This window comes from Bacteroidales bacterium, assembly GCA_021648725.1.
GTDB lineage: Bacteria > Bacteroidota > Bacteroidia > Bacteroidales > JAADGE01 > JAADGE01.
Map to the genome: position 1 here is coordinate 24,953 of JAKISF010000021.1, position 18,270 is coordinate 43,222.

At 31.7% G+C, this 18,270-nt stretch carries 13 protein-coding genes; 3 read left to right on the forward strand and 10 right to left on the reverse strand.

Features of this window, described 5'->3' with window-relative positions; genetic code table 11:
- Nucleotides 1–106 precede the first annotated feature (106 nt).
- From L3J35_08910 to L3J35_08935, 6 genes are all read right to left on the reverse strand, one after another.
- Entirely contained in the window at nucleotides 107–2,614 is a 2,508-nt protein-coding gene (locus L3J35_08910; GenBank protein ID MCF6366308.1) for an N-6 DNA methylase, read from the reverse strand.
- 259 nt (nucleotides 2,615–2,873) lie between these two features.
- Entirely contained in the window at nucleotides 2,874–3,248 is a 375-nt protein-coding gene (locus L3J35_08915) for a GxxExxY protein (GenBank protein MCF6366309.1), read from the reverse strand.
- A gap of 265 nt (nucleotides 3,249–3,513) precedes the next feature.
- Entirely contained in the window at nucleotides 3,514–6,042 is a 2,529-nt protein-coding gene (locus L3J35_08920) for a DEAD/DEAH box helicase family protein (GenBank protein MCF6366310.1), read from the reverse strand.
- A gap of 423 nt (nucleotides 6,043–6,465) precedes the next feature.
- Nucleotides 6,466–6,834, reverse strand: a complete 369-nt coding sequence (locus L3J35_08925) for a hypothetical protein (protein ID MCF6366311.1) — start codon at nucleotides 6,832–6,834, stop codon at nucleotides 6,466–6,468.
- Between the two features lie 10 nt (nucleotides 6,835–6,844).
- Entirely contained in the window at nucleotides 6,845–7,141 is a 297-nt protein-coding gene (locus L3J35_08930; protein ID MCF6366312.1) for a type II toxin-antitoxin system HigB family toxin, read from the reverse strand.
- A 98-nt stretch (nucleotides 7,142–7,239) separates the two neighbouring features.
- A complete protein-coding gene (locus L3J35_08935) occupies nucleotides 7,240–9,915 on the reverse strand; it encodes a tetratricopeptide repeat protein (GenBank protein ID MCF6366313.1) in 2,676 nt (891 codons plus the stop codon).
- 139 nt (nucleotides 9,916–10,054) lie between these two features.
- On the opposite strand from L3J35_08935, the gene serC reads away from it, so the two are divergent.
- From serC to L3J35_08950, 3 genes are read left to right on the forward strand one after another with little or no spacing between them, the layout of a single operon-like run.
- The gene (gene serC, locus L3J35_08940; protein MCF6366314.1) at nucleotides 10,055–11,113 is read left to right on the forward strand and encodes a 3-phosphoserine/phosphohydroxythreonine transaminase; all 1,059 of its coding nucleotides are present in this window, start codon (nucleotides 10,055–10,057) and stop codon (nucleotides 11,111–11,113) included.
- Between the two features lie 19 nt (nucleotides 11,114–11,132).
- Entirely contained in the window at nucleotides 11,133–12,053 is a 921-nt protein-coding gene (locus L3J35_08945; GenBank protein MCF6366315.1) for an NAD(P)-binding domain-containing protein, read from the forward strand.
- A gap of 15 nt (nucleotides 12,054–12,068) precedes the next feature.
- Nucleotides 12,069–13,316 carry a DUF1015 family protein gene (locus L3J35_08950; protein ID MCF6366316.1) on the forward strand — a complete coding sequence of 416 codons (1,248 nt, stop codon included), beginning with the start codon at nucleotides 12,069–12,071 and terminating at the stop codon, nucleotides 13,314–13,316.
- A 52-nt stretch (nucleotides 13,317–13,368) separates the two neighbouring features.
- Here the strand turns inward: L3J35_08950 and L3J35_08955 are convergent, their stop codons facing one another.
- The 4 genes from L3J35_08955 to yidC all read right to left on the reverse strand — a co-directional run bounded on the left by L3J35_08955 (nucleotide 13,369) and on the right by yidC (nucleotide 18,266).
- Nucleotides 13,369–14,196, reverse strand: coding sequence for a hypothetical protein (locus L3J35_08955; GenBank protein MCF6366317.1), 828 nt, complete (start codon nucleotides 14,194–14,196; stop codon nucleotides 13,369–13,371).
- A gap of 222 nt (nucleotides 14,197–14,418) precedes the next feature.
- Nucleotides 14,419–14,922, reverse strand: a complete 504-nt coding sequence (locus L3J35_08960) for a hypothetical protein (GenBank protein ID MCF6366318.1) — start codon at nucleotides 14,920–14,922, stop codon at nucleotides 14,419–14,421.
- Between the two features lie 43 nt (nucleotides 14,923–14,965).
- Entirely contained in the window at nucleotides 14,966–16,069 is a 1,104-nt protein-coding gene (locus L3J35_08965) for a hypothetical protein (protein MCF6366319.1), read from the reverse strand.
- A 277-nt stretch (nucleotides 16,070–16,346) separates the two neighbouring features.
- Nucleotides 16,347–18,266, reverse strand: coding sequence for a membrane protein insertase YidC (yidC, locus tag L3J35_08970; GenBank protein MCF6366320.1), 1,920 nt, complete (start codon nucleotides 18,264–18,266; stop codon nucleotides 16,347–16,349).
- Between the last annotated feature and the right edge of the window lie 4 nt (nucleotides 18,267–18,270).

The window sequence follows — 18,270 nt, forward strand, 5'->3', positions numbered from 1 at the left end:
ATTATTATTCTCCCCAAACTTTTGCAATTTTATCTTTTATCTTTTGTTTTGTTGCCACGAATACACGAATGTTTTTTGCTTTGTATTCGTGAATTCGTGGCTAATATTATTCTCCCCAAACTTTTGCAATTCTATCTTTTATCTTTTGCTCAAAAATCTCAATCAATTGTTTGCTTGAATTGACCAACTCCTGCTCTTTTTCAATTTTGGCTACGATTTGTTTTTGAGTTTCGAGTGGGGGAAGGGGGATTTTGAATTGTTTAATTACTGTTGCAGATAGATTGCCTTGATTTCCTCCTCTTGAATCACTAATTTCTCGTAATTTTTCATAACTGCTTTGTAATATCGAAAACAAGTACCCAGAAGAAAGTCTTTCGGTTTTAATTATTAATGCAGCACATGCCTGATTTAGACTCGCATCAATACCTAACTTTGCAACTTTTCCTCTTGTTATTCCTTGACCATACATTGCCATAAGAATAGTTCCATTGGGAATAATACTTGCTGATGAGTTTTTCAATCCTAATTCTGTGATTTTTTCATCTGTATCTGCAATTATTTCATAATTAATTTCGCCTGTTTTAACCCAAGGAATATCACCATTCCAGTATTTTGATTCATTTCTGCTTGGTGTTCCTCCTGATTTCACTTTACAAATCTCCCCCAACTCCACCATTTCCCAATCGGGGTCAATATCAATTTGGGGTTTGTAGTTTTCCACTACCATTTTTGCACCGTCTATTATTTTTTGGTAGCCCTCTATTTCGGCTACTATCTCTTCTTGAACGGATAAGGGCGGTAGGGGGATTTTTAAAGTTCTAATTCTGGATAATGCAAGTTTGGGGACACCAACAGCGTGAGTTAAACTTTTTATTTGCTCTTGAACTTTATCAGAACTCAAAATATTAGATAAATATATATTTGATATAACACTGTAGTCGCGAATAACAAGTTTAGCAGCATTTTCAGTTAAATTAGCTCCATCTAAGTTGCTTGGTACTGTTCCTGTAAGACCAATTGTTCCTGCTATTGAGATAAACACATCTTCTGAACTTATTGTGTATCTTGAAATTCCTTTATGAATTGATTCAGAAATATATTTCAAATTTGACTGATTTATTGTTTTCTTTCCAAAATCAGCAACTCTTATATATGGATGTTTAGTTATACTTTCAGAATATTTACAACCTTTTGGTAACCGTTTGCCACCTTTAACTTCAACAATTTCACCCAATGCAATTAACTTATAATAGTGGCTAATTAACTTATTGTTTTTATACCTCTCCCCACTTAAATTAAACTCCCCATTTTCGGCAATCTTTGCTTTTTCAACGGCGTGGGCTATTTTATATTTAGCCACTAATTCACGAATAAATTCGTCTTCCGTTCGTGTATTCGTGGCTTCCTTATATTTCCCAAGCAGTTCAATAGCTTCGCCAAGCTGTCCGCCCTTAATTGCATTTCGTTGTGCTCCGAGGTTGTAACCGTCATTTTCAATTTTTACAAAAAGGATTTTATTGCTCTTTTTGGCAATGGCTTTATCCATTAGCAGAATGGAAGTTTTTACACCGGAATAAGGATTAAAAACACCTGCGGGCAAACTTACTACTGCGTACAGATAATTTTCAACCAACATTTTACGCAGCTCTTTGTAGGCTTTTCCGCTTTGGAAAATAATTCCTTCGGGAACAATTATACCTGCTCTTCCGTTTGGGTTTAGATGCTCGGCAATATAATCTACAAACAGCACTTCCGAACGGTTAGAAGTAACCGTAAACTTTTTATGCGGTCGTATTCCGCCTTTCGGACTCATAAACGGCGGATTGGCAAGAACTACATCAAAGTTTTCGTTCCAACGCTCTTCGCTTGTTAAGGTATCATATTCAAAAATATGTGGGTCAGAAAAACCGTGCAGATAAAGATTTACCAAACTGAGTCGCACCATATCGGGCGAAATATCGTAACCGATAAAGTTTTTAATCAGTTTTTTACGTTCGTCAGGTGTAAGCTGGTTATTGTTTTTTTCTTTAATTCTTTTAAAAGCAGAAATCAAAAAACCTGCTGTTCCGCAAGCCGGGTCAAGAATGGTATCCGTTTTGCCCGGGTCAACGGCTTTTACCAAAAAATCAATAATATGGCGTGGTGTTCTAAATTGTCCTGCATCGCCTTGGCTTCCCATTACCGAAAGTAAATATTCAAAAGCGTCTCCTAACTTTTCGCTGTGGGTATATTCAAATTCGCCTATGGTTTTCAGAAACAGTTTCAGCGTTTCGGGGTCACGATAAGGCAAATAAGCATTTTTAAAAATATTGCGGAAAAGCTGTGGAATATTCGGGTTTTTCTCCATGCTTTCAATGGATTCCGAATATAATTTTAGCATTTCGGTTGCTGTAACTTTTGCATCAAAAAGACTGTTCCAACTGTATTTGGCATAATCTCCCGAAAAGAATTTTGCTTCTCCGCCTAACTCAATGGATTCTTTATCCATATCGTCCATAAACTTATAAATCAAAGCTATGGTAATCTGTTCAATTTGCGATTTCGGGTCGGGAAGTTTCCCTACGAGAATATCCCTGCAATCGTCTATTCTCTTTTTGGTTGTATTATCTAACATAAATTTGTTTTTTTCTTATTGCCACGAATACACGAATTTTGTTTTTTTCTTTTTTATTCGTGAATTAGTGGCTATTATTATTCTTCCAAAACTCTTTCAATCCTGTTATGTTTGCCACGAATACACGAATTTTGTTTTTTTCTTTTTTATTCGTGAATTAGTGGCTATTATTATTCTTCCAAAACTCTTTCAATCCTGTTATGTTTGCCACGAATGCACGAATTTTGTTTTTGCTTCTTTATTCGTGTATTAGTGGCTATTACAATACAATTCTTTTATAATTTAATTTCAATTCTCCAAAATTTACAATTAAAGCAAGTTTATTGCCCGATACTTTCAGGTAGTTTAATGCCTGTGCTGTAAATTCATCAGCTATGCCTGCAACTCCTTTTATCTCTAAAATAATCTTGTCGAACACCACAAAATCAGCATAAAATTTGTGCGGCAAAATAACGCCTTTGTAGTTTACTTCATATTTTTTTTCTCTTTCGTATGGGATATCAGCTTTTTTAAACTCCAATTCAAGAGCATCTTTATAAACAATCTCCAAAAATCCCGCTCCTAAATTATTATAAACATCCATACATTTGCCTATTATCTGATAGCTTTCTTCTTTATAAATAATACTTGTCATAATACTTCTCTTTTATTTGCCGCGAATGCACTAATTTTGTTTTTGCTTTTTATTCGTGAATTCGCGGCTATTATTATTCTCCTAAAACTTTATCTATTATTTTTTATTTTATTGCTTGCCACGAATACACGAATGGTTATTAATTTTATTCGTGAATTTGCGGCTATTATTATTCTCCTAAAACTTTATCTATTATTTTTTATTTTATTGCTTGCCACGAATACACGAATGGTTATTAATTTTATTCGTGAATTAGTGGCTATTTTTATGCTGCAAACAGCTCTAAGTTAATATAATCTTCAATATATTCGGGAACTTTTTTTCTGTACTTTGGTGCAACTTTCTTAAATTCCGAAATCGGCAAAGTTGCATTGGTTTGTAATGCTTGAAAATCTTTTGCTTTTAAAATCTCTCGTATATCTTGGTCAACAACATAAGCTTTGAAAAAGTATTTTAATGCTCTTACATTTACATCTTCATCAGGCGGATAAATGGAAATGAATTTGTCAAATTCTTCTTCCAATAATTCGTCTTTTGATTTGAATTTCGGAATAATACCAAAAATCTTTTCTACCACTTCACGAATTGAAACTTTTCTGTCAATTTTAGCTGCTTTACGCAGTTTTTCTAAATTGAAATATTCTTCGGGTTTATCAAATATTTCGCTTTGAATATGACTAATTACATGCTCCCAATTGCCAAGTTCAACATTCTTTTTAATAATGTCGTCCATAACAATGCGGTCTTCAAACTTTTTGAACAGTTCACGGTCGATTCTCATTCCTTCATAACCGATTGCTTGTTCTTTGACCATTACCAATGGGTCGGGGCGTAAACTTGTGTATTTGTCAATATCAACACCGCCACCACCACCTTCACCGCCTTTGGTTCTTGGTTTAGGAAGTTTTAATTTCTCGTCATAATCAAATTTTTCTTCAAAATATTCGCAGTTGGCAAAGAAATCAAAGAGTTTGAAATACTCTTTTTCGTGTTGAATTATTTCATCTTCGCCCAATTCGTTTTTGTGCTTAAATTCAAAAGTGTGTTTTCTTGTTCCTCTGCCTTTTATCTGAACAAAATCGGCAGGACTGAAAATAGGTCTTGCCATGCAAAGATTTAATAAATCGGGGCAATCGTAACCTGTTGTCATCATACCTACTGTAACGCAAATTCTTGTTTTACTCGATTTGTAACCCTCTAACCAATTTGTTTTACCGTTCAGATTATTGTTGGTGAAATTGATAGTCATTTGTTGAGCATTATCAATTTGCGATGTTACTTGCACTGCAAAATCAGATTTGTATTTGCCCGGATAAAGTTCTTCTGCAAACTCGTTTAATATTTCGGTTAATTTTCTCGCATGATTTTGACTAACTGCAAAAAACAAAGTTTTACCAATTTCGTTTGTAATCGGGTCGTGCAAGGCATTTTCTAAAAATGTTTTACAGAAAACACGGTTTGTTTTTTCTGAGAAAAATTTCTTTTCAAAATCACGGGAAACAAAAGTTTCGGTCTCTTCACCTTCTTCTTTTGGAATAGCAACCGCATAACCTTCATCAGATAAAAGTTGAGTAGTTATTTCCGTTCTTGCATCAAGAACTTTCGGATTAATTAAAAATCCGTCTTTTACTCCGTCAATCAACGAATAACGATAAGTCGGGTCGCCACCTTCACAACCAAAAGTTGCATAAGTATCACGCAACATTCTGCGTTCTATTTCTCTTGGGTCATTCTCTTTTACTTTGTTGATGTCAACATTTTTCAAATAGTCTTTTGGTGTGGCTGTTAAACCTAATTTATAACCATGAAAATATTCAAAAACTGCTCTTGAATTTCCTGAAATTGACCTGTGAGATTCGTCTGAAATTATCAAATCAAAATCGGTAGGCGAAAACAGATAAAGATATTTATTGTCGAATGTCAAAGATTGAACAGTTGTAACAACAATGTCCGCTTTTCTCCAATCGCTTTTATGTTCTTTGTAAATAAATGTAGTGTAATCAGGTTTCAGATAATTTGTAAAAGCTTTCCATGCCTGGTCTTCCAATTCCAAACGGTCAACCAAAAACAAAACTCGTCTTGCATTTTCAGTTCGCAGAAAGAGACGAATTACCGCAGCAGAAGTCAGGGTTTTTCCTGTTCCTGTTGCCATTTCGTATAAAAATCTGTCTTTGCCATTTGTAACTGCTTCTTGTAATTTATGAATTGCAGTTTTTTGATAATGGCGTAAAAAACGAAGTCCGTTATCCCAAATAAAATCTTTGCTGTTTTCAATAGAACCGTTCCAAGCCGGTCTTTCTTTGTAATCGGGCATTTGAACGGTAACAATATAATCATCATCAACAATTTCGTTTGCTAATGCCTCTCTGTCAGGATTCCATTCTTTTATTGCTCCAATTTCGTTTGGCGAAGGAAATTTATAAATTGGTTTTGGATTTCCTTTTTCCAAATCCCATAAATAGTGAACAATTCCGTTTGATAAAATGATAAATTGAGCATTTACGGTTTTTGCATATTTTCTTGCTTGCTCTTTTGCTGCCAAAGGATGTAAATCTTCTCTCTTTGCTTCAAGAACACAAATCGGTTTGTTGTTGCTGTCAACCAGTAAAAAATCTAATGAACCTGATTTTACTTTTTCAAAATCATTTCCCCAAGCATCAACTTCCGTTTGAGTAATCTTTACATGATTCTCAAGCAATATATTTGCTTTCCCTTGCTCATTGTCAAAGAATCGCCAGCCTGCTTCTTCAAGCAGTTTATTAATCTTTATTCTTGCATGAGCTTCATTCTTCATATTTCAATTCTCATTATTAACGGTGCGTTGGCGTTTCATTTCAATATTTTTTTGTGGCAAATTTATCATTCTATGTTCGTTCTTTTAGCTTCTGACTAACGTCAAAATTAGTTGATGATTATCATCTGTTTATGTTTTTTTAATTTTTCTTATTAGTTCACTTAATTTTCTTTTTTATCCCTTTGTCAGCTAAAATATTCAACGGAATTTTTCGGTAGGGGGATTGCCCCTAACGTTTGGCTAAGCCCAGTAAGGTTTTAAAACTTAGAACTTTACTTTAAGCGAATAGCCAAATTTTTGATTTTACAATAATAATCATTTTAAAAGCAAAATCAAATATTTTGCGATGTTTACTTAATACAAACAGCTAAATTACAGAAAGTTACCCTTATTGGGTTTAGCTTTTGTTGCCAACCGTATCTTCTATACAGCAAGTTGATAATCATGGATTAATAGTCCTGCTGAAAGATTTAACCTTGTTGTCAAATTACGAATCATTTCAACAGTCAATTTACGCTTGCGATTCAATATTTCGGAAACTCGACTTTTCCCGCCAATCTCAGTTACCAAATCAACTTGTTTAAGTTGCATTTCTTCCATACGAATCTTAATTGCTTCAATTGGGTCAGGTGCTTCAATTGGATAATGTTTCTTTTCAAAGTCATCAATCAATAACCCCAGAATGTCAGCTTCGTCACTTTCCTGTGAGCCAATTGCTGCATCAAATATTACTTCAAGTCTTTTTAAAGCCTTTTGATAATCTGATTTAGTTTTTATCGGTTTTATTTTCATAATATTTCTTTTAAATTGTGTTTGCGTCAATTTTATCATATTCTAGATGTGTTCCTATAAACCGGATAAAAATCCATTGTTTTTCAAAATTCAATTTTACTACCAGTCTATATGAATTCCCTTTTATATTAAAAAAAATCCTGCTGTCCTTTAAAATACTTGCTTTTGCATAAGTTTGTTTTATGTCATTGGGTGTTTTCCAGTCCGAACTCATTGCTGTATCATACCATGTCTTTAAATATTGTTCTGTGTCAGAATGATTTTCCCAATATTCCCTCAATGTGCTTTTGGCAAATATTCTTTCCATTTCTTATTTTATTATATGGACAAAGGAAATACAAAATTCTCATTCTGGGAACTTTTTGATATTTTTATTTTTTTATGGCTGGCAACGTATGTATAAACCTAATCCAATCTTTTCCATTGTTTTTTATATGCTTTTTTAAAGTATTTAAAAAACTTATCTCCGGCAATATAACTTGCAATATTAGAATTTAGGTTTCCTCTCGAATTTTCTCCGAAATCATTTGTTGCCATGTCAGTTCCGAGAATTGTTTGCATATCTTTCGTATATTTGCTTTTAACTTTTCTTCTGCTTAGTTCTCTCAACAAATCTAATGCTTTGTTATACTCTTTATTATGATTATAAAAACCTACCGAATAAATTATAAAGTCGGTATAACTTGCTTGAATAAATTCAAATAACGGCTTATGTGCTATGCCATATTTGCTGATAACTTGAACTTTATGATAATTTTCAGCAGCAATATAATTCTCAATTGCCGATTTATAATTTCTTCTTTTTAAATAATCATTAACCGCAATAATCTTTTTCAAATAATTAACGGCAACTGAAATATAATCTTTTTTATCTCTTAACTCTCGTGTGTCAATTTCGCACTGTGCATAACTGTCTGAGTGAGAAAATGCTTGATTAATCTTATTATCTGCTTCAATATATTTTTTTGCTGAAATTAAATTTTGAACTTCATTTGCGTAAACATCATATGCTTGTTGTGCGTTAATACATTCTTGAGCAAAAATTTGTCCTTTTAAATCAGATAATTCTCTTTTAACAATAGTATTATTTCCTAAATTATATTTTGCAACCAAGCTTTTTGCTTTATTATATAATTTACGAGCTTTTGTTAAATTATTAACTCTAACTTTATTTTTTCCGGCATCAACAGTTTGAAGCACCATTTTTTTTGCAGCATCGGTAATGTATGTTCTTAATTTAGGATTTGAACGTAAGCCGAAACTTTTTTCTAAATTATCAGCTTCGTCAAATTTATTTAATGCTGTTTTATAATTTCCTGCATTTGAGAATTTTCTTCCGTCATCAATTAAAGTTGCATAAACAGACTGCTTAATATCTAAAAACAATCGGTCTTCTTTTGCATTTTGTTTTAAATTATATTTTTTCCTGAATGAAATTGCTTTGTCAATGTACCTTTCGGCTTCCGAATTATTTCCTGAACGAAACACATTTTCGGCTTGTTTTATAAAAGAATTATACATACCGGTTCTGGCTCTGAAGTACCCCTTTTCTAATTCATTTGTACAATTTATTTCTCTGTAACCGTTACAAACACGAGCAGCATTGTCAAATTCGTTAATTGCTTTTGAAAATTTTGATTGATAGTTGTATTTATTTCCGTTTTCAACATATTTGAAATATAAATTTGAAATTTTATCGGCTACGGCAGAATTATCAGAAATAAATGTTCTGTTATTTTGAGCAAAATCTAGTGCAACTCCTATTATTCTTTCTGCTTCTTTGTAATTATTATTTCTTAAATTAACATCAATTTCATTTAAAATTGCTTGATATTTTCCGTTTATAGCTCTTGAAAATTCAATATCCATATTTTGCCTGCAATGTACTTCGGGAAATTCTCTGCATATTTCTGCTGCTCTGTTTAATATTGCAATTGCATCGTTATATCTTCTGTCATTATTTAATTCTCCGGCATCTAAAAGAAAATCACTGTAAATACCTTTTGCAAGTTCTACAGTCTGTAATTTTGTTTCCGTATCAGGATTCATACTTCTGATTTCAAAAACCTTATCTACTGCTTTATCAACATAGCCGCTGTTGTAGTATAAACGAGCCAATTGATAATGAGAAGGAGCAAAATTCGGATTTATTTCTAATGATTTATTAAAAAAATAATCTGCTCTGTCAGGTTTACGTTGCGACAACATTTCAATTCCTCTTTCATAATAAATCCTGTCGAAATTATCAATTATATCATTACAAATATCTCTTAATGTTTCTGCCTTATCCTCAATTGCAATTAATTTATTTTTTATTCCGCTCGGGTCGTAAGTATCAATCGGTAAGTTTTTGTAAAAATTCTTTTGCTTTACATTTACGGTATATTCAATATAAGTATTTGCTTCATCCCTTAAAGTAAATAATTGATTCAAATCTTGCAAATGACTTAAATAGTCTTCACTTATATTCATTCCGTTTAACTTTCTGATTTTATTTCGTGCAACAATATTTTCATCATAATAATTGTCAACTAAATCTACGGTATTATTAAACAGTTGCATATTATCATACGAATACTTAAAAACTTTATCAATCAAATTAATACTGATGTTTACACTTTGTTCGGCTTCTGTTACTGTCATATTAACTAAAGAAATATAACTGTCAGAAATCGAAACATCATTAAAAGTATAAGTATTAATAATATTGCGACCGTTCAACCATTGCATTTTAAAAGACATTTTACTCGGAACCAAAGCATTGCTTATATCAAATTCTCGATACAAATTATCTCCTGACAATCTGATATCTGACATATTTACTATGAATTCAAGTTGATTTCCGGTTCTTAAAACTTGCCTTGACAATTTATATGAGAAGGTAAAACTTACGGCATTCCGAGGTTTGTTATAACTATTAGCTAATTTAGTGAAAATTTGATTTTTATATGTGTTTTCACCTTGTCCGTATCTAATCAGAAAAGATTGCGTTTCTGTCCTGTCAAAAATAATCTCACTTTGGGAAAAAGAATTTAAAATACCGAAAATTAGTAACAATGTTAAAAGTAGTATTTTCCTCATAATCAATAAATTTATACGTTTGAAAATGTTTTTTTATAAAACTGTTAAAAATCATTCAAAAACAGTTCCGTTTTTTATTATTTTATTGCAAATTTGCAAAAATTGATTTTATAACTATCATATTTAATAACATAATAAGATGAAAAAACATAATTTTTATGCAGGACCTTCAATATTGCCGCAAGAAGCAATTGATGAAACAATAAAAGCTTTACAAAACTTTGATGGCACAGGTCTTACTTTAGCATCGGTTTCTCACCGTTCAAAAGAATTTGATGCGGTTATGAATGATGCAGTTGCTTTATTCAAAGAACTGTTAGATATTCCGGAAGGATATTCAGTATTATTTTTGGGTGGGGGTGCAAGTTTACAATTTGCAATGATTCCTTTCAATTTAATGAGAAAGAAAGCAATGTATATTAATACCGGAACTTGGGCAACAAAAGCTGTCAAAGAAGCAAAAATGTTCGGTGAAGTTATTGAAATTAAAGGAGATGATTTCTTTTCGATTCCTAAAGGATATAATGTTCCTGATGATATTGATTATCTTCACATTACAACAAATAATACAATTTACGGAACTGAACTGCATGAAGATTTGAACGTTAATGTTCCTTTAGTTGCAGACATGTCTTCTGATATTTTCAGCAGAAAAATTAATATTTCAAAATATGCAATTATATACGGAGGAGCTCAAAAAAATCTTGCTCCTTCAGGTGTGGCTTTTGTTATAATTAAAAATGATATTTTGGGAAAAGTTGAACACAAAATCCCTACAATGTTAAATTATCAAACCCATATTGATAAAAATTCTATGTTTAATACTCCTCCTGTAATTCCTATTTTTACGGCACTTCAAACGATGAAGTGGGTTAAAGCAAACGGCGGAGTTGAAGGCATGAATAAAAGAAATACAGAAAAAGCAGATGCACTTTACAATGAAATAGAAAGAAATAAATTATTTAAAGGAACTGTTGCAAAAGAAGATCGTTCAATAATGAACATTTGTTTTGTAATGAATGATGAATATAAAAGTCTTGAAGCTGAATTTGCAGAATTTGCTGCTTCAAGAGGAATGACAGGCATTAAAGGACATCGTTCCGTAGGCGGTTTCAGAGCATCTGTTTATAATGCTTTATCAATTGAAAGCGTTAATGCTTTAATTGATGTTATGAAAGAATTTGAAGCAAATCATTAACCGATATAAAATAAAGATTATGAAAATAACAGTAGCAACAGAAAAGCCCTTTGCACCGGCAGCAGTTGAACTTATAAAAGAAGCAGCAGAAGATGCAGGATATGAATTTGAATTGTTAGAAAAATATGAAAGCAAAGATGACTTAATTAAAGCGGCTAAAAATACTGATGCACTAATTATCAGAAGCGACAAGGCAACAAAAGAAGTCATTGAAGCAACTGACAGATTAAAAATAATCATCAGAGCCGGTGCAGGTTATAACAATATAGATTTAGATGCGGCAATAAAAAAAGGAATTGTAGTTATGAATACTCCCGGGCAAAATTCAAATGCCGTTGCAGAACTTGCAGCAGGAATGATGGTATTAATGGCAAGAGGTAAATACAACGGACAATCAGGAACAGAATTATCGGGAAAAACACTGGGCATTCATGCATACGGAAATGTAGGAAAAAGAGTTGCAAAAATTGCAAAAGGTTTCGGTATGAATATTTCAGCTTTTGATGCATTTGTTAAAAAGGAGGATATTGAAAAAGACGGTATAAAAGCCTATGATTCAGCAGAAGAACTATATTCAAATTGTCAATATATTTCATTACATATTCCTGCAAATGAAGACACGAAAGAATCTGTTGACTACGAATTACTTTCTAAAATGCCTAAAAATGCAACACTTGTAAATACGGCAAGAAAAGAAGTTATACACGAAGATGATATGTTAAAATTAATGTCTGAAAGAAATGATTTTTCATATATTTCGGATATTGCACCAGATAAAAAAGACGAGTTTGAGAGCAAATTTGAAAGTCAAGTTTTCTTTACTCCAAAAAAAATGGGAGCACAAACAGTTGAAGCAAATTTAAATGCTGCTGCTGCATCTGCAAAACAAATCATTAACTTTTTTGAAAACGGAGATACTACTTTTCAAGTTAATAAATAATAAAAAAAATTAAATATGTCAATATTAAAACCGTTCAAAGGAATAAGACCTAAGCCTGAATTGGCAGAAAAAGTGGCATCAAGACCTTATGATGTACTTAATTCGCAAGAAGCAAAAAAAGAAGCGAAAGGAAATCCGTATTCATTTTATCACGTTATAAAACCTGAAATTGATTTGCCCGAAGATGTTGATATTCACTCAACACAAATTTATGAAAAGGCAAAAAGCAATTTCGAAAAGTTATTTACAAATGCTTTAATGCAAGATGATAAACCTGCATATTATATATATGCACAAACAATGTTCGGAAGAACACAATACGGACTTGTTGCGGGTGCTGCTGTTGAAGATTATGAAAATAACATTATAAAAAAGCATGAATTAACTCGTCCAGACAAGGAAGAAGACAGGATGAATCATGTAAGAACTGCAAATATTAATGCTGGTCCGGTTTTCTTTGCGTATAAAGACAATGCAAAAATTGATACAATAGTTGCCGGAAAAACAAAAGATACACCTGAATATGATTTCACAACGGAAGACAACATAAGACATCAAATGTGGGTTGTAAATGATACTGAAACAGTTGCAAAAATTGAAAAAACTTTTGCCGAAGAGGTTGAATACATTTATGTTGCTGACGGGCATCACAGAACTGCAGCAGCTGCACTGGTTGGAAAAGAAAGAAGAGAGCAAAATCCGAATCATACAGGAAATGAAGAATATAACTTCTTTTTATCTGTAAATTTTCCTGCAAGTCAATTAACAATTATTGATTACAACCGTGTTGTAAAAGACCTTAACGGATTAAGCAATGATGAGTTTATTGAAAAATTAAAAGCAAGTTTTGAAATTGAAAAAGTCGGAAGTGAAGAATACAAACCGACAAAACTTCATGAATTTTCAATGTATCTTGATAATAACTGGTACAAATTAACTGCAAAACCGGGAACTTTTAATGAGAGTGACCCTGTGGGAGTTTTAGATGTTACCATTTTAACAGAGCAAGTTCTTGCACCGCACCTTAATATAAAAGACCTTCGTCGTTCTGAACGAATTGAATTTGTCGGAGGAATCAGAGGTTTAGGAGAATTAAAGAAAAGAGTTGACTCAGGTGAAATGAAAGTTGCATTTGCATTGTTTCCTGTTTCGATGGAGCAACTCATGGATATTGCTGATAATGATATGATTATGCCGCCGAAAGTTACTTGGTTTGAGCCAAAACTCAGAAGCGGACTTATTATTCACAGTTTGGCAGACTAAATATTAGCTGCATAAAGTTTTTAAAAAAACTCCCTCAAAATTGGGAGTTTTTTTATAAGGCCTTATTTTTCTTAAATTGATTCAAATTAAAAACCATTCCTACATTAAAATGTAAGGCAGAAGTAAAAAATGAATAATTATAATAATTTGGTTTATTATCGTAAAAAGAAAACCCGGGACTAACTTCAAATTGAATTTTCTCGTTTCCTGTTCTGAAAAAATAATATGCAGAAAATGAATTGAAAAAACTCGTTTCTTCAATGCTTATGTCTTTCCAAACATCTATATAATCATAGTATTCACCGGCATCATTCCAAACTTCTGTATATGAATATTCTTTACTGATTCCCAAAACATGATAATTGTGATATCCGTATCTTAAAGACAAACCTTGTTCTCTATATTTTTTAGTTTGACCTCCTTTTTGATACTTAAAACCTGCCGTATATTGTAAAAAATATTGAACATATTCTGTTTGAAAATAACCGCTGAGATAATCATTTGTTTTTCCGTGTTGATAAGCCATATTTCCGGTACCTACACCGAATGATATATGATTTGCAAGTTGTTTATAATTTCCGAAATAGCCGAATGCTACCTCAAAATTATTAGGTGTTTTTTTTAAAAACATACTGTCATAATCTTGAATATAGTCAGCATTATCAAGAATATAGTTTCCTGATGCTGAGAACAGCACATGCTCGGTTAGTGCATAAGTAAAGCTTCCTCCTATTTCATTAAAATTTCCGTAAGCTGATAGTTTCGCTTCTCCTTCTTCGGTAATCAGAGGAATAGTTGCACCTGACGGAATATTGTAAGTATAACAACTTGCAGAGAGGGTTATTAAGAATAAAAAAGCTATATTTTTAATTGTTTTCATTTTCATTTAGTTTCTTAGTTCTTCTTATTCTTTATTTTCGGATAAAACGCCTAACTAATAATGTTGCACCACAATTTTTTTATTTTCAGACTCCCATTTTGATATTGTGTAAAACATTGTTTTGATTTTAAATTATAAGGCTGAAAAATCATTTCTTAAATAACCCAACCAAAATAGCTAAAAATAATCAAAAAACAGCCTTAAAATTCTTTCTGCTTTTTCTTAATAATTAGGCTTTAAAATATACCTTTTTGAAAAATAAATTAAGCTTATTACAATTGCCGCAATTAAAAGACCTATTCCTAAACCTAACATTATTGATGCAAGTACAGTTCCTTGAAAAATAAAATATGCAGTTATAATTAATGCGGCAAGCAAACAAAAAATTGCTCCGAATATAATTATGTTATATAAATTTCTGTTTCTGTTTTTAAAACTGCTTTTCATTTTATCTTTTTTAGATTTTCGTTTAGAAATTTTGCGTTTTATTTTATTTGCAATTTTCCTGTAAACTTTTTTTACTTTGTTCTTTATTTTAATAATTATTTTTTTTATAAAGCCTTTGTCTGTGGTCTTTTCTCCTCTCAGTTCACTTTTATTTATCTCAACATTAAATGTTTCCTTTATGTTTATTGTGGCTTCAGTCGCCTCGACATTCATTGGTAAAATAAATAAGAAAGCGATGAATAAAACGGGGATATATGACTTATAAGATATTTTTTTCATCTAACAAAGGTAATAAATCCACGAATATTAATAAAGCTATTTGTTAACTTTTAGCATTAAAGCCGAAAGTAAGCCCTGCTCTGATTCCGCTGTTTGAAGGAATTACATAAAGATTAACAGGATAATTCATTCGACCTGATTTAAATGATTTACCGAATGCGAAAACAAAGCCTGTATGAGTTGTAACATATCCTCTGCTGTCAAGGCGTCTTTCAGTAGGATTCGGATTTGTTTCGGGTCCTATCCAATCAGTTGATAAATGCCACTCTCCGTCATCAGTATAGTAACCTTTTGCTTTCTTTGTAAGACCTGCGGTAGGGCCTAAGGCAATTTCCCATCCCCTTATATTGTGTCTGAATCCCATTAAAACAGATAAGTTAGGCATAAACAAGCCTTGATCAACACCTGTTATTGTCGGCAAAAACTCAAATAATGCTTGAAAGTTTCCTGAATTAAGATATTGAACTTCAAACTGATAGCCGAACATAAATGATACAGGCAACATGTCATATCCGCCTTCATATCTAGGGTTTTGCATTATGTCGGCAATTTCACCTTGAAAATAAGTAAGTCCTAATCTGGGACCGGATAAATTTAGTTTATCTTTATCGGGGTTTATTAAAACATTTTCGTATTGCTCTTCATTTGTCAGGCTTTTAATTTGGTTCTTAAAATCATCCATGGGAAGCTCAAACATTTCATACATTGTAATTCTTATCATTGTTTGTATTTCTTTAGGGTATTTTAAAAACTCTTTTACTTGTGCTTTTTCAATATGTTCTGTTTTTACGTCAACTAATCTGAGCGATAAAATAATTTTATCTCCGTACATTTCAACACTTCCGCTCATCATTTTGTCTGTTTTTAGGAGTTTACCAATCTCTACCAAACAAATTTTTCCGTAACAATTTTCAATTTTTAAATTGTGTTTTTCCACAAGATATGAAACATCATATCTGTCCATAACTTCAAACTTATTAAGTTTTTCTATTTCCATCCTAACCAAATTTCCTAACTGGACGGGAGTATATTCAAGTCCTTGCGAATCCAAATTTAATACTGATAAACTTGGTTTTTGAGCAAATATATTCAGATTAAAAAAAATGAATAAACTTGCAATAACTGTTAATTTCATTTTTGTTTTCATAACTTCTTTTTTAATTATTTTAATACAAAGATATGACATGAGCAGATGGAAACAAAACGGATATTTGCAATACATTTATAAATATATGTTAAGAAATACAAAAAACAGGATATATTAACTCGTTTATCAGTATTATTTGCAATTTTTGCAAACCGGAAACTGGTATTTGCGATTTTTGCAAATATTAGTAATGCTTTTTCTTAATTATTAAGTATTTTTAACATAAAACCCGAAACTGCAGGTTTCGGGTTTTATATATTACTTTAAAATAAGTTATTTATCTTCTTTTTTTCTTTTGAAGTTCTTGTTGCTTTTGCATTTCACCAAGGCGTGTTTGCCACTTAGATTTCTTTTTAGGCTTTTTCTTTTGTGCATTTAATTGAGACAGTAGTGCTTTTTCATCAATCATTCTTCTTATAACAAGTGTCTGAATAATTGTAATAACATTTGATAAGAAATAATAATAACTTAAACCTGCCGAATAATTATTGAACCACAACAGCATCATAACCGGCATTAAGTAAAGCATAAATTTCATACCGGGCATTTGAGTATTACCGCCTGACATTTGATTTTTATTTAACAATTGACTGATTAACATTGCAACAGCCATTAATATAGTAAATAAACTGACATGATCACCGTACATCGGAATGCTGAATCCGTCCGGGAATGTCCAAATTGAATCATAAGATGATAAATCTGTTGCCCAAAGGAAACTTTTTTGACGAAGTTCAATAGATGCCGGAAAAAACCGGAACATCGCAATTAATATAGGCATTTGCAACAGCATGGGCAAACAGCCGCCCATGGGGTTAACACCAACCTTTTTGTATAGTGCCATGGTTGCTTGTTGGCGTTCCATTGTTTTTTCTTTCGGAATTTTTTTATTTATTTCATCAATTTGCGGTTTTAAAACACGCATTTTTGCAGATGATTTAAAAGATTTAAAAGTTAAAGGAAATAAAGCCAATTTAATTATTAAAGTCATAATTAAAATGATTAATCCCATATTTGATCCGAAAATTGAACCTAAGAAATTGAATAAGGGAATTACAATAATTTGATTTACCCATCTGAAAACAGACCAACCAAGCGGTATCATCCTCTTTAAATCTAAATTATCTTCACCTCTTACAGAAATTTTTCTTAGTATATCATAGTCATTCGGTCCCATATAATATGAAAATTCATATTTTTGGTCGTTAGATTTATCAAATTCTAAATAAATATTGCTTTCAAAATCTTTTATATATTTCTCTTGTAACTCATCTTTCTTATATTTAATTTTAGCCTCACTAAAACTGTCATGTGCAATTAAAATAGTTGAAAAAAAGTGATCTTTATATGCAATCCACTTAACTTTTGTGTCTAATATTTCTTCATCGTCATCAGACATACCTGTCATATATGTTACTTTATCATTCAATTGCTTGTAATAAATTGTAGTATTTTGATTTTCCCATTTAGCACCGTGCTCTTGTCTTCTGGATTTTGCTTTCCATAAAATATCAATATAACTTGAATTTGATGCTAATTCAGCTTCTAACCCGTAAAATCTGACATCAAATTTCAGGATATAAGATTCGGGTTCTAATGTGTATAAATATTCAATATACTTTCCTTGTCCGGCATTAATTCTTAAAGAAACTGATTGTTTTGAAGAACTTGCATCTATTAAAGTATCTCCGTTCATATTTTCAAAATATAAGCCTGATGTATTTATACGAATATTCTTACCGGAAAAGCTTAAATCAAATTGATTTTCATTATTATCAAACAGAATTAAAGGTAGGCTGTCGTATGTTTGGAAGTTCTTTAATTGAGCAAAATACGGATATGCACCTTTTGTTGTAAATTTTATTTTGATTAATTGGTTTTCAAGTGTTATAAACTCTTCTTTTCCGTTAACCGAATTTGCAAATACACCGTAATCCTTTTCTAAGTTTATATTTTTTACAGAATCTACAACTGATGTGTCAACTATATTCTGAGTTTCTTTAATTTTTGCATTTTCAATTGAGTCCTGAATTCGTTTAATTGAATCAAAACGAAGTTGCTCTGCCCGGGCTCTGCTAATTGAATCTTGTCTTTGCTGCATTGCTGCTTTTTCTTCTTTTGACGGGGCAGTGTATATTCCGTAACCGATCAGCAATGCAAAAATTAATATAATTCCGATAATTTGATTTTTATCCATTTTT